Genomic DNA, 11,818 nt, shown 5'->3' with positions numbered 1-11,818 from the left:
GATCTTCATAAACTGTCTGACCTCCCAATTGTCGGGTCCAGCCGGCGGTCCGCACCGTTTCCGGGTTGTTAAAAAGTCGTTCGGGATTGAAGTACGTCGCAGGCAACCGCTACGGTGCATTCCGGACTGAGAGCGCCGGATTGCATTCATCGGGGGACGACTGTGCGGCAGCAAGCGGAAAGGCACGCGGTTGCTGTCTGACCGCAGGCGCCGGGAGCCGCTCGCCGACGACTTCTTCCGCCTCTGCCACGACGATCGCAGTGGCGCCCTCCGGCTCTCCGATGATGCCACCCGGGTCGGCCTCGCCTCCGCGCTGATCGGCGAGCTGGGCTGGGCGGGCATCCTCACGGTCGAGGACGGCCTGCTGCTGGTGCGCAGCGGATCCACGCCCGGCGACTCGGTCGCGCACGCGGTCCTGGACGACATCCGGGGTGAGCGCACGCCCCGGGACGTGCGCACCTGGCTGACCTACCTGTCGATGGAGGCCTACGAACGGGTCGCCCGCCGCATGGTCGCCGCGAATCACGTCATCCCCCAGGAGGGTCGGCGGCTGCTGCGCCGCTTCACCTTCTACATGCCGACCGACACCAACGATTTCGTGTGGCCGCGCGTACGGCTCGGCACGGCGTTGGCGCAGCGCAGGCCGATCGACCAGATCGACATGCACCTGCTGGGCATCGCGGATGCCACCGGTCTGCTGTCGAGCATTCTCGACGGCGGTGGTCAGGCGGCACACGCGTACTTCGAGCATCTCATGCAGCAGTCCCACAGCGATGTGCAGACCTTGATCCAGGAAACCAGGGTCGTCATCGGCAACAAGGTGATGAACGGACGTTAGGCAACACCCCCTTCACTTCCCCGGAGGACGTTCCATGCCTGTCACCACCGCGCCGCCGACAGGCGGCTACACCAGCAAGATCGATTCGGCGCTGGACCAGAACAAATTGACGGTCCTCACCGTCATTCTGATGGTGATCGCGGCGGCCGCGCCGTTCACCGTCATCGCCGGCGGCGCGACCGCGGGCTGGGCCGTCACCGGCGTGCTCGGCATTCCCGTCGCGTACGTCGCCATGGCCGTCGTGCTGGGCGTCTTCAGCGTCGGCTACACGGAGATGTCCCGGCACATCGTGAACTCCGGCGCGTTCTACGCCTATGTCGCGCAGGGGCTGGGCCGCATCACCGGCCTCGGCGCCGCCGGTGTCGCGGTGCTCGCGTACAACTTCATGCAGATCGGCCTGTACGGGGGCTTCGGCCCGGTGCTCAGCGGCCTGCTCGAGACCCAGTGGAACATCAAGTTGGACTGGTGGGTCTGCGCGTTCATCGCGTGGGCCGTGATCGCGGTCCTGGGCGTGCTGAGCATCGAGTTCAGCGGCATCGTGCTCGGTGTGCTGCTCGGCGCCGAGGTCATCATCGCGCTGATCTTCTCGGTCGTGGAGCTCGCGCACCCGGCCGGCGGCAACGTCACGTTCGACACGGTCAACCCGTCACAGCTGTTCAGCGCCGGCACAGGGGCGGCGCTCGCCACGGCCGTGGCCGGGTTCGTGGGCTTCGAGTCCACCGCCGTCTACAGCGAGGAGACCCGCAACGCGAAGCGGAACATCCCCCGCGCCACCTACCTGTCGCTGATCATCATCGGCCTGCTGTACGCATTCTGCTCGTGGGCGATGTCGGTCGCCGCCGGGCCGGACAAGATCATCGGGCTGTCCACGGAGAACTCCAGCGAGACGATGTTCGTGCTGGTCAGCCCGCACCTCGCGGAGATCTGGCTGACCCTGGGCCACGTGCTGTTCGTGACCAGCCTGTTCGCCGCGCTGCTCGCGTTCCACAACACCGCCGCCCGGTACACGTTCGCGCTGGGCCGGGAGCGGGTCCTGTTCAGCTTCTTCGGCGCCACCGGCCGGCGGTTCCGGGCCCCGCTGTGGGGTTCGATCACGCAGTCGATCCTGGCCGCCGTCGTCCTCGCCGTGTTCGCGGCCACCAAGGGCCTGGACCCGTTCGTCCACCTGTTCTTCTGGTGGACCGTGACCGGGGGCTTCGGCGTGCTGATCCTGATGACCGTGACGTCGGTGGCGGTGCTGGTGTACTTCCTGCGCAACCGCGAGGGCGAGATCGCCGAGGTGTCGCCGTGGCGGCGGTTCATCGCCCCGGCGATCGGCGCGGTGCTGCTCGCCGCGGTCCTGGTCGTGACCATCCTGGAGTTCGAGACGCTGCTCGGCGTCAAGCCCGACGACCTGGCCCGCTACCTGTTCCCCGGCCTGTTCCTCGTCGTGGCCCTGATCGGCGCGGCGTGGGCGGCGGTCCTGCGCACGGCCAACCCGACCACGTACCGCGGCATCGGCCAGGGCGTCAACGCGGCGCTTCTGCCGGCCCAGCCCGACGACGCCGCCGCGGCGCACCGGGCCCGATGACGCCGACCTCCACCGCCCCGGCGCTGCGACGCGCCGGGGCGGGCGACGCCCCAGCGGTGGCGGCCGTGCTCGCCGCCGCGCTCGACGACACCGACATCGCCCACTGGCTGGTGCCGGACGACGCCGAGCGGCCCGAGGTGTACCGGCGCTACTTCAACCTCGTCACGCCGTGGTTCGTCGAGCACGGCACGGTGTACCTGGCCGCGGACGGTTCGGCCGCGGCGGCGTGGGTGCGCCTCGACGGGAAGTTCGAGCCGGAGATCGCCGACTACGACCGGCGGCTGGCCGAGGCGTGCGGCGCCGCGACCGACCGGTTCGTGCAGCTGGACGTGGACATGCTCGCCGCGCACCCGGACGGGCTGACCCACGACTACCTGGCGTTCCTCGGCGTGGCCCCGGCCGCGCAGAACCAGGGCCTGGGCAGCCGGCTGCTGCGGGAGCACCACCGGGTCACCGACGGCGACGGGCTGCCGGCGTACCTGGAGGCGACCGGGCGGCGCAACGCGGCCCTGTACGGCCGGCACGGCTACGTGGACACCAACGAGGTCCCCATCGGCGACGGTCCACCCCTCTACGCCATGCTCAGGCCACCCCGAGCGCAGTGACGTCCCACATCCCGTAGTACTGGTTGACGAATACGTTGGTGAGTCTCGGGTTGCGGTAGTTGAGGACCTTGTCGTAGGTCAACGGCAGCATCGTCGCGGAGTCCATGACCGCGGCGTCGACCTGGGACCACAGCTTCGCGGCGGCAACCGGGTCCGTGGTGGCACGGGCCCGGTCGAGCAGGGCGTTGATCGCGGTGTCGGACAGCTCGGCGTAGTTGTTGTTGCCGCTGGGCAGGATGAGGCGGCCGTCGACCAGGGTCGGGAAGAAGCCGTAGCCGGTCGGGAAGTCCGCCGCCCAGGCACCCAGGATCAGCCCGTACCCCTTCGCGTGCACGTTCGACGGGGAGCCGACGACCGAACGGGCGTAGAGCGACGGGTCCGACGCCTCGATGCGGGCCTTGATGCCGACGGTCGCCAGGGCCGCCTGGATCGCCTCGGCGGTCTTGCCGGCCTTGGGGCTGTCGGTGGCCGCGATCACGGTCTCGAACCCGTCCGGCTTGCCGCACGCGGTCAGTTCCTCCTTGGCCTTGGCCGGCTGCGGCTTTCCGCTCTTCGTCTGGAACGGGTCGAGCGACGCGTCGTGCCCCGGGATGCCCGGCGGCAGCATCGCGCCGGCGATGTCGCCGCCCGCGTCCGGGCCACCGCGGGCGGTCTGCACCGCGGTCTTGTCCACCGCGTACTGCACGGCCCGCCGGCAGTGCACGTTGTCGAACGGGGGCACGGCCGTGCTCATCGCCGCGTACTGCACGAACCCCGTCGTCGGCTCGTCGGTGCGGGCCTTGAGCGCCGCGTCGAGCAGGACCTTCGGCTGGGTGGCGGCCTGCACCCCGGCCTGCTCGGCGTCGGCGTCCAGATCCCCGTCCAGCAGCTGCGCGTCGATCTCGTCGGGGGCGGTGCCGATGGTCAGCTCGATGCGGTCCGGCAGCGCCCGGCGCACCGTGTCGGTGGCCCGGTCCCACTCCGCGTTGCGGACGAGCACGACCTCCTTGCCGGGGTCGATCGTCTCGAACCGGTACGGGCCCGAGGAGACCGGCTTGTCGCCGTACTGCGCCCCGGTGTCCCTGGCCGCCGGCACCGGCGCGGCGACCCCCATCGCCAGCAGGTAGGGGAAGTCCGCGAACGGCTCGGCCAGCCGGAACGCGATCGTCTTGTCGTCCGGCGTCGAGATGCTCTTCAGCCCCGTCTTGTCCGCGTACGGGCCGGGGTAGTGCTGCCCCTGGTCGAGCTGGTCGATGAGGTACGTCGGCCCGCCGCCGAGGTCCTCCTGCGCGAAGAGCCGCTCGATGCCGTGCCGCACGTCCTTCGAGGCGACCGGCGAGCCGTCCTCGAACCGGACCCCGTCGCGCAGCGTGAACGTGTACGTCAGCCCGTCGGCGGAGATGGTGGGCGCCGCCGCGGCGAGGTCCGGGACGAGCTTCAGCCCGTCGGCGCCGGGCTTCGCGTCCGGGGTGAGCAGCGTGCGCACGTAGAGCCGCTGCAGGTTGTACGCCGCCGTCAGGTACGACCGGGTCGGGTCCCACGAGTCGACGTCGTGCGCGCTGGCGAGCTGCAACGTCCCGCCGGTCGCCGACGACGGGTTGACCACCCCGGTGAGCCCGGCGTTGAACCCGCCGGTGGTGGTGCCCTCGCCGCCCGGCTCGTCCCTCTTGGCGCACGCACCGACGGCGAGAGTCAGGCACAGGACCAGCAGACTGTGAGTGATCTTCACTTGACGGAGCGTAACGCTCCGCGGTTGCCTTAGTGCGCGATCAGGACCGCGGCGAGAGCGAGAGCGCCCGGGAGCGCCTGGACCAGCAGGATCCGGCGGCTGGCGGTGGCGGCGCCGTACAGGCCGGCGACGATCACGCACACCAGGAAGAACACGCGTATCGCGAAGCCCACCGGGTCGCCGGCGACCATGCCGTAGACCAGGCCGGCGGCCAGGAAGCCGTTGTAGAGGCCCTGGTTGGCGGCGAGGGCCTTGCTGGCCCCGGCGAACTCGGCGGTCGTGCCGAACGCCGCCCGGGTCCGCGGCGCGGTCCACAGGAACATCTCCAGCACCAGGAAATACGCGTGCAGCACGGCGACGAGCCCGACGAGGACCAGGGCGACGATATTCACGCCGACACCCTACCGGGTGGTATCAGGCGGTCAGCTGGTCTGGATCCGCACGACGACCTGCGAGTCGGTCACGCTCTGCACGGTGATGTCGAAGCCCTGCGCCTGGGTGGAGCCGTCGACGGGGACGCTCACCGTGGTGCCGCCGACCTCCAGCTTCACCACGCCGTTGTCGACGCTGACGAACTTCACGTCGACGCCGAGCACGCTGGACTCGGCATCCACCCCGCGGTCGAAGGTGACGGTGCACGCGTTGGTCGAGCACGTCACGTTGTCGGAGCTGCAGGCCGTCAGTGCGCCCAGCCCGATGACCAGGGCGGCGGCGACCGTGGCGAGGCGGCGGGTCAAGGTCGTCATGGTTGGCGAGTGTATCCGGCCCGCGCCAGCCGTTGCGCACCGATGAGTTCTGCGTGCGTCGGTCGTATCAGTTGCATGAGGTCACACATCATGGCTGAACGCAGGGAGCTCGCCGAGGTCTTCGCCGGGCTGACCCCGGAGCAGTGGGACGCGCCGTCGCTGTGCGGCGGATGGCGGGTGCGGGAGGTGCTCGCGCACACCACGATGCCGTTCCGGATGGGCACCGCCGAGTTCATGTGGGAGATGCTGCGCTCCGGCGGGCGGTTCAACCGGATGGCGGACCGGGTCGCCCGCCGCGACGCCGCCCGGATGCCGCCCGCGGCTCTGGTGCGCGCGTTGCGGGACAACGTCGCGCACCCGTGGTCGCCGCCCGGCGGCGGGGCCGTCGGCGCGCTGTCGCACGAGGTCATCCACGGACTGGACAGCACCGTCGCGCTCGGCCTCGACCGGCGGGTGCCCACCGACCGGCTCCTGCTCGTGCTGGACGCGATGCGGCCGCGCAACGTCGCGTACTTCGGCGTCGACCTCACCGGCGTGCAGCTCCAGGCCACCGACGTGGACTGGAGCCGGGGGAGCGGCGCCCCGCTGCGCGGCCTCGCCCAGGACCTGCTGCTCGTCGTCTGCGGGCGGCCGTTGCCCGCCGGCCACCTGTCGGGCGACGCGGCGGCCAGGTTCACGCAGCGTCCTTGACCATTCGCCGGATGGTGACGGCGGCTGACTTCGTCCATCGTGGATATCTGTGGAACTCTTCGACACCGCGCTGCGCATCGACGCGCCCGGCCCTTCGGGAGTGCCGGTCGTCAACAACTTCAAGCTGATCCGCGACTCGGCCCGGTTCCTGCTCGGCCGGGTCGGCCGGTTCGAGCAGCCCGTCGTGCCCGTCACCGCCGGCAACGGATCCATCGTCGTGGTCCGCGGCCGCGAGGCCGTGAAGCAGGTGTTCACCGACACCGCCACGTTCCAGCGCGCCGAAGGGTTCTTCGACCTGCCGCCCGGCCGGACGTGGTCGGGCATGTTCGACGCGGTCATCACCGCCAACGGCGCCGAGCACACCCGCCGCCGGAAGCTGCTGATGCCGGCCGTGCACCGCACCGCGATGACCCACTACCGGGCGGTGTTCGCCGACACGTTCGAGCGGTCCCGGTTCGCCGGTGCCGATGGTGCGCCGTTCGACCTGACCCGGGAGTGCCTGCGCATCTCCAAGGCCAACCTGATGCGGTGCCTGCTCGGCCTGGACGACGCCGACGGGCTCAGCGCGTTCGCCGACCAGATCGTCACCCTCGCCGCCGAGGCCTCCGACCCGCGGGTGCTGCTGTTCAAGCGGGACCTGCGGTGGTCGCCGTACGGGCGGTGGCTGCGCCGGGTCGCCGGCGCCTACGACCAGCTCGCCGCCCTGATCGCGCAGCGTCGGGCCGGCGAGCCGCGCCCCGACGCGCTGTCGATCCTGTGCCACGCCGTCGACGAGGACGGTGACCAGCTCACCACCGAGGAGATCGCGGGGGAGCTGCACGGGTTCTTCGCCGCCGGGTTCGAGACGACCGCGATGACGATGAGCCTCGCCCTCATCACGCTGCTCGGCAGCCCCGATCCCGACGCTGCTCCGGTCGATCCGTCCACTGTGGACGTCGATGCCGTGGTGAAGGAATCGCAGCGCCTGCTGCCGGCGGTGCCGATCACCCTGCCCCGGCGGGTGACCGCGACGGTGGAGGTCGCGGGCTCGCCGCCGGTGCCGAAGGGGGCGCTGCTGTTCCTGTCGCCGCTGCTGGAGCACCGCAACCCGGCCGTGTACCCGCAGCCGCAGGTGTTCCGCCCGCAACGCTGGACGGCGGGGGAGCCGGGGCCGAAGCAGTACGAGTTCATCCCGTTCGGCCTCGGCCCCCGCCGCTGCCTCGGCGCGGAGTTCGCCGACCTGCAGGTCCGCACGACGCTGGCGCTGCTGCTGGAGCGCGGACTGCCCGGACTGGTCGGCCCCCGGGTCGACTACGGCATGGTCAACGGCGTCACCGCGGGCCCGCGCCGCCCCGTCCCCGTCCGCCCCGGCGGTCCGAAGTGGACGGTCCTGACCGGCTCCGTCACGCGGGTCTGGATTCGGGACCGCTGACCTGCAGTCCCAGGTCGATGAAGTCGCGGTCGAGGGGGCCCGGTCGGCGCCCGCCATCCGGTTCCCAGCCGCGGCGCAGGTAGAACGCCTTGGCCCGCTGGTTGCCGTCCCACACCTCCAGCCGGCCCTCGGTGACCCCGGCGGCCCTCCAGACGTCGACCCCGGCGTCGTGCAGCGCGCCACCGATGCCGTGCTGCCAGTGCGCCGGGTCCACGTACAGGCCGACGAGCCGGTCGTCCTTCATCGACAGGAACCCCGCGACCTGCGCGTCGCCGTCGACGCACAGCACGGTGCGATCCGGGGCGTCGACGCTGACCGTGTACGCCTCGCGCAGGTCCTCCGTGTCATCGCGGGTCGCCAGGTCGCCGTAGTACGTGCGGCGGGCGTGCTGATGGATCGCGATCAGCGACTCGACGTCGGCCCGGCGCGCGCGGCGGATCTCCATCCGGCTCTTCATCGAGTGACCGTGCCACAGAACGGGTTTGACCGCGACCCCGCCCGGAAACCTGTGCTGTATGGCCAACATCGACAACAACGGCGTGCCGCGGGTCGACGACACCGTGGACACCGACACCATCCGCGACGAGGCGGAGCGGATCGCGGTGCCGGACTTCGACTACATCGGGCAGCCCATCGACGCGGTGGTGGACGGCCTCACCGGGCACAGTCACGAGGAGGACGAGGACACCGAGGAGACCACGGTCGACTAGCGCCTCAGCTAGGTCCGGGGCGTCCGGATCAGCAGGGTGGCCACCACCTCGTCCGGGCCGACGGTGCCGTAGACGTGCGGCACGTCGGCCGCCCACGCGATGTGCTCACCCGGTCCGGCGATCAGCGGCGCGTCGGTCGGGCCGGCCCGCAGGACCCCCTCCGACACCGTGACGTGCTCGGTCACGCCGGGCGCGTGCTGCGGTGAGTGCTGCACCACGCCCGGCCGCACCCGCATGCGCAGCAGCTCGAACGTCACCCCGGGCTCGTCGAACACCTCCAGCAGCGTCGCGGTGACCGCCGCCCCGCGCACCGGTTCGCCGTCCTGCTCCCGCACCAGCGCGGTCAGCGGTACCCCCAGCGCACCCGCCACGGCGTACAACGTCTCGAGCGTCGGGTTCCTGGTGCCGTGCTCGAGCCCCGACAGCGTGGCCTTGCCGATCCCGGCCGCCCGCGCCAGCTCCGACAGCGACATCCCGCGCGCGACCCGCAACTCCCGCAGCCGGTCACCAAGACTTGTCCCGCGCTCCTCCACCTGGCTATGGTGACTGTTCCGTAAACGGAACGGTCTCTGGAGGGTCTGATGCGACGGTTCGACACGGCCCAGCCGATTCTGGCCGGGCTCGTCAGTGCGGTCGTCGGCTACGCGAGCTCGTTCACCGTCGTGCTCGCCGGCCTCCGCGCCGTCGGCGCCACCCCGGCGCAGGCCGCCTCCGGACTGCTCGCGCTGTGCGCCGGTATCTGCGCGACGGCCGTGTTCCTCGCCGTGCGGCACCGGATGCCGATCAGCATCGCCTGGTCGACCCCGGGCGCGGCGCTGCTGGTCGCCACCGGCCACGTGCACGGCGGCTGGCCCGCCGCCGTCGGCGCGTTCCTCGTCTCCGCCGCGCTCATCGTCGTCGCCGGCCTGTCGCCGTGGCTCGCCCGGGCGATCGCCGCGATCCCCCGCCCCATCGCCGGCGCCATGCTCGCCGGCGTCATCCTCAGCCTGTGCACCGCTCCGGTCCAGGCGGTCGTCGACGTGCCCGAGCTCGCCGTCCCGGTGGTCCTCACCTGGGCGCTGCTCACCCGCTTCGCCCGGCAGTGGGCCGTCCCCGGCGCCCTGCTCGCCGCCGTCGTGGCGATCCTGGTCCGGGGCGTGCACCTCACCGGCGTCTCCGTGGCGCCGGCCGCCGTGTTCACGGTGCCGACGTTCAACCTGCCGGCGCTGGTCAGCATCGCCGTGCCGCTCTTCCTCGTCACCATGGCCGCGCAGAACGTCCCCGGCATGGCCGTCATGGCCACCTACGGCTACACCCCGCCCCTGCGCGGCGTCCTGGTCAGCACCGGCGTGGCGAGCGCCCTCGCGGCGCCCTTCGGCGGTCACGCCCTGAACCTGGCGGCGATCACCGCCGCGCTCACCGCCGGCCCCGACACCCACCCCGATCCGGGCCGGCGGTGGGTGGCGACGGCGGCGCTCGGCGTCAGTCAGCTCACCCTCGGCCTGGGTGCGGGGCTGGCGATGGCGCTCGTGCTGCTCTCCCCGCCGGTCCTCGTCGTCGCGGTCGCTGGGCTGGCACTGCTGTCGGCGCTGGGTGCGTCGCTGGCGAGTGCGGTCACCGAGCCGTCGGGGCGCGAGGCGGCGGTGGTGACCTTCGTGGTGACGGCCTCGGGGATGACGATCCTGAACATCGGGTCCGCGTTCTGGGGGCTGGTGGCGGGTGGGCTGACCGCCCTGCTGCTGCACCGCCGCCGTGCGGCCCCGCCGCCTGCTCCGGCCGGGCCCGATCCTGTGGCAGCGTCCGGAACCCCCGTGAAGAGCGCTTCGGCATAACGTCGGATCTGGGGCGAGCCGTTCGTGGACGGGCCGGAATCAGTCCAGGAACCACGCGTGCATCTCGGCGCCGAGCGCGGTGTGGTGCGCGACCAGCACCGCGACCGCGGCGAGCCCGACAACCACGAGCCGGCTACGCCGCCACCGGCCGAGGCTGCGCCCGAACAGGCCGAGCCCGACCGCGATCGTGCCGAGCAGGGCGGCGCCATACCCCGGGTCGGCGTTGAACATCGGGAGGCCGGTGACCGTGACCGCCAGCAGCGCGCCCGCCGCGAGTCCCAGGCCCGCAACCGCGAACCAGATCCGGCGGCCGGCGAACCCGACGACGGCGCCCGCGAGGCCGATCGTCGCGGCGAGCAACCAGCCGCCGGCGAGGGCCACGTAGGTGCCGAACCACAGGGTCAGCATCACGGGCAACAGCACCCAGAACAGCACGCCGCCGTCGGGCCAGAGGCCCTTCGGGTCGACCGGGCCGCCGCTGCTGGCGATGCGGCCAGGGATGTCGAACAGGACGTAGGACAGCGGCACGAGCAGCACCCAGGACAGCACGGGCCAGCCGAGGCCGAGGAGCAGGACCTGGGCCGGCATCCGCAGCGCGTCCGAGGTGTGGGCCACGGCCGTCGGACCGCGGGAGAGGCCGGCCCGCCGGGCGGCGGCGCGCAGCGCGGGGAGGGTGCGCGCGGCGCCGAAGAGATACCGCCGGCGGCCGGTGGTCATGATCATGAGGTCGGCGGTCCACTCGGCCCGCTGCCGGTCGCGGAGGCCGCGGGGCAGCAGCAGCGTGAGTGCCGCGAGGACGAGCCGCACCCCGCCGGCGAGGGCGGCCGGGGCGGCCCCGGTCACCATGCGAGCCGCCCCGTGTCCGTGCCCGGCGCAGGTGCCGGCGCGGCGGCGCGGCGGCGGGCCAGGGCGGACCGGGCCGCGGTGGCGCCCTCGGCGGTCAGCAGGTAGTAGCGCCGCCGGGGACGGCCGGCGGCGTGCACGTCGATCTCCTCCTCGCGGCTGGACAGCCAGCCGGCGCCCTCGAACGCGACGAGGATCGGATAGATCGTGCCGGGTTCGAGCCCGGCTTCCGTGGCGAGGTCGAGGCCGTAGCGCTCGCGTCCGGGGTCGGCCAGCAACACCCTGAGCACGAGCAGCCGCGGCGTCGTCATGCGCAGCGCACCCATGCCCGTACTCTATATAGCTATTCCTAGTTCTGCATAGGGTCACTGGCGAGGAGGCTCATCAGGTACATGTCGTACCACTGTCCGTCGCGGCGGAAGCACTCGCGGTGGCGTCCGTCCTCGCGGAAGCCGACCTTGTCGTAGACCCGGCGGGCCGCGACGTTCTCGGTCACCACCCACAGGTAGACCGAGTGCAGGCGCATCTCCTCGAAGCCGTAGCGGCACATCAGGCGGGTGGCCTCGGTGGCGTACCCATGCCCCCAGCTGTCCTTCTCGCCGAGGTAGATGTCCAGCTCGGCCCGCCCGATCTCGGGGTTGGTGCCGCTGAGCCGGACCAGTCCGACCAGCCGGGGCTCGACCAGGGTCTGGATGCCGAACAGCACGTCGCCATAGGTGTTCGGGCCCCGCTCCTCGCCACGGGCGATGTAGCGGGCGAGGGTCTGGCGGTAGCCGTCGAACATCCAGCGCATCACGTCACGGTCGTTGTTCCATCGCCACAGTGTTTCCCACTCGGTCGGCTCGATCGGCCGCAGTCGCACCAGCTGCCCGGTCGTCACCGCAGC

15 protein-coding genes are annotated in these 11,818 nt (G+C 71.9%); 7 read left to right on the top strand and 8 right to left on the bottom strand.

From position 1 onward, the window contains the following. Nucleotides 1-190: 190 nt before the first annotated feature. Genes ACFPIJ_RS47840 through ACFPIJ_RS47830 form a run of 3 tightly spaced genes read left to right on the top strand, consistent with a single transcriptional unit; the run spans nt 191 to nt 3,013 of the window. Entirely contained in the window at nt 191-838 is a 648-nt protein-coding gene (locus tag ACFPIJ_RS47840; RefSeq protein WP_380126163.1) for a GOLPH3/VPS74 family protein, read from the top strand. A 34-nt stretch (nt 839-872) separates the two neighbouring features. Beyond that, on the top strand, nt 873-2,408 hold the full coding sequence (locus ACFPIJ_RS47835; protein ID WP_380126162.1) for an APC family permease: 1,536 nt from the start codon (nt 873-875) through the stop codon (nt 2,406-2,408). Beyond that, nucleotides 2,405-3,013 (top strand): GNAT family N-acetyltransferase, encoded by a 609-nt coding sequence (locus ACFPIJ_RS47830; RefSeq protein WP_380126161.1) that lies wholly within the window; start codon nt 2,405-2,407, stop codon nt 3,011-3,013. The genes ACFPIJ_RS47835 and ACFPIJ_RS47830 overlap by 4 nt, the downstream gene beginning before the upstream one ends. Here the strand turns inward: ACFPIJ_RS47830 and ACFPIJ_RS47825 are convergent. The 3 genes from ACFPIJ_RS47825 to ACFPIJ_RS47815 are packed head-to-tail and all read right to left on the bottom strand — an operon-like array spanning nt 2,991 to nt 5,467. Continuing rightward, on the bottom strand, nt 2,991-4,721 hold the full coding sequence (locus ACFPIJ_RS47825) for an ABC transporter substrate-binding protein (RefSeq protein ID WP_380126160.1): 1,731 nt from the start codon (nt 4,719-4,721) through the stop codon (nt 2,991-2,993). The two genes, ACFPIJ_RS47830 and ACFPIJ_RS47825, sit on opposite strands and share 23 nt — an antisense overlap. 29 nt (nt 4,722-4,750) lie before the next feature. Further along, nucleotides 4,751-5,113, bottom strand: coding sequence for a DUF1304 domain-containing protein (locus ACFPIJ_RS47820; protein ID WP_380126159.1), 363 nt, complete (start codon nt 5,111-5,113; stop codon nt 4,751-4,753). 30 nt (nt 5,114-5,143) lie between these two features. Further along, nucleotides 5,144-5,467: a hypothetical protein gene (locus ACFPIJ_RS47815; RefSeq protein WP_380126158.1), complete on the bottom strand. Its 324-nt coding sequence runs from the start codon at nt 5,465-5,467 to the stop codon at nt 5,144-5,146. A gap of 90 nt (nt 5,468-5,557) precedes the next feature. Between ACFPIJ_RS47815 and ACFPIJ_RS47810 the strand changes: the two genes are divergently transcribed. Both ACFPIJ_RS47810 and ACFPIJ_RS47805 read left to right on the top strand, forming a co-directional pair. Next, nucleotides 5,558-6,157: a maleylpyruvate isomerase family mycothiol-dependent enzyme gene (locus tag ACFPIJ_RS47810; protein WP_380126157.1), complete on the top strand. Its 600-nt coding sequence runs from the start codon at nt 5,558-5,560 to the stop codon at nt 6,155-6,157. Nucleotides 6,158-6,206: 49 nt separating this feature from the next. Beyond that, nucleotides 6,207-7,568 carry a cytochrome P450 gene (locus tag ACFPIJ_RS47805; RefSeq protein ID WP_380126156.1) on the top strand — a complete coding sequence of 454 codons (1,362 nt, stop codon included), beginning with the start codon at nt 6,207-6,209 and terminating at the stop codon, nt 7,566-7,568. On the opposite strand, the gene ACFPIJ_RS47800 is transcribed toward ACFPIJ_RS47805, so the two are convergent. After that, nucleotides 7,540-8,025, bottom strand: a complete 486-nt coding sequence (locus tag ACFPIJ_RS47800; RefSeq protein ID WP_380126155.1) for a GNAT family N-acetyltransferase — start codon at nt 8,023-8,025, stop codon at nt 7,540-7,542. The two genes, ACFPIJ_RS47805 and ACFPIJ_RS47800, sit on opposite strands and share 29 nt — an antisense overlap. A 58-nt stretch (nt 8,026-8,083) precedes the next feature. Between ACFPIJ_RS47800 and ACFPIJ_RS47795 the strand changes: the two genes are divergently transcribed. Continuing rightward, nucleotides 8,084-8,278 (top strand): hypothetical protein, encoded by a 195-nt coding sequence (locus ACFPIJ_RS47795; RefSeq protein ID WP_203851828.1) that lies wholly within the window; start codon nt 8,084-8,086, stop codon nt 8,276-8,278. Nucleotides 8,279-8,286: 8 nt separating this feature from the next. Here the strand turns inward: ACFPIJ_RS47795 and ACFPIJ_RS47790 are convergent, their stop codons facing one another. After that, nucleotides 8,287-8,811 carry a helix-turn-helix domain-containing protein gene (locus ACFPIJ_RS47790; RefSeq protein WP_380126154.1) on the bottom strand — a complete coding sequence of 175 codons (525 nt, stop codon included), beginning with the start codon at nt 8,809-8,811 and terminating at the stop codon, nt 8,287-8,289. Nucleotides 8,812-8,859: 48 nt separating this feature from the next. On the opposite strand from ACFPIJ_RS47790, the gene ACFPIJ_RS47785 reads away from it, so the two are divergent. Further along, nucleotides 8,860-10,089 (top strand): benzoate/H(+) symporter BenE family transporter, encoded by a 1,230-nt coding sequence (locus ACFPIJ_RS47785; RefSeq protein WP_380126153.1) that lies wholly within the window; start codon nt 8,860-8,862, stop codon nt 10,087-10,089. A gap of 39 nt (nt 10,090-10,128) precedes the next feature. Here the strand turns inward: ACFPIJ_RS47785 and ACFPIJ_RS47780 are convergent, their stop codons facing one another. Genes ACFPIJ_RS47780 through ACFPIJ_RS47770 form a run of 3 tightly spaced genes read right to left on the bottom strand, consistent with a single transcriptional unit; the run spans nt 10,129 to nt 11,812 of the window. Beyond that, nucleotides 10,129-10,935, bottom strand: a complete 807-nt coding sequence (locus ACFPIJ_RS47780; RefSeq protein ID WP_380126152.1) for a hypothetical protein — start codon at nt 10,933-10,935, stop codon at nt 10,129-10,131. Beyond that, nucleotides 10,929-11,258 carry a PadR family transcriptional regulator gene (locus ACFPIJ_RS47775; RefSeq protein ID WP_380126151.1) on the bottom strand — a complete coding sequence of 110 codons (330 nt, stop codon included), beginning with the start codon at nt 11,256-11,258 and terminating at the stop codon, nt 10,929-10,931. Before ACFPIJ_RS47775 ends, ACFPIJ_RS47780 begins: the two co-directional genes overlap by 7 nt. 23 nt (nt 11,259-11,281) lie before the next feature. Beyond that, nucleotides 11,282-11,812 carry a GNAT family N-acetyltransferase gene (locus ACFPIJ_RS47770; protein ID WP_380126150.1) on the bottom strand — a complete coding sequence of 177 codons (531 nt, stop codon included), beginning with the start codon at nt 11,810-11,812 and terminating at the stop codon, nt 11,282-11,284. Between the last annotated feature and the right edge of the window lie 6 nt (nt 11,813-11,818).

The sequence above is a fragment of the Dactylosporangium cerinum genome, assembly GCF_042653625.1.
GTDB lineage: Bacteria > Actinomycetota > Actinomycetes > Mycobacteriales > Micromonosporaceae > Dactylosporangium > Dactylosporangium cerinum.
Note: the sequence above shows the minus strand (reverse complement) of the source record. Positions and strands in the feature narration are given on the sequence as shown.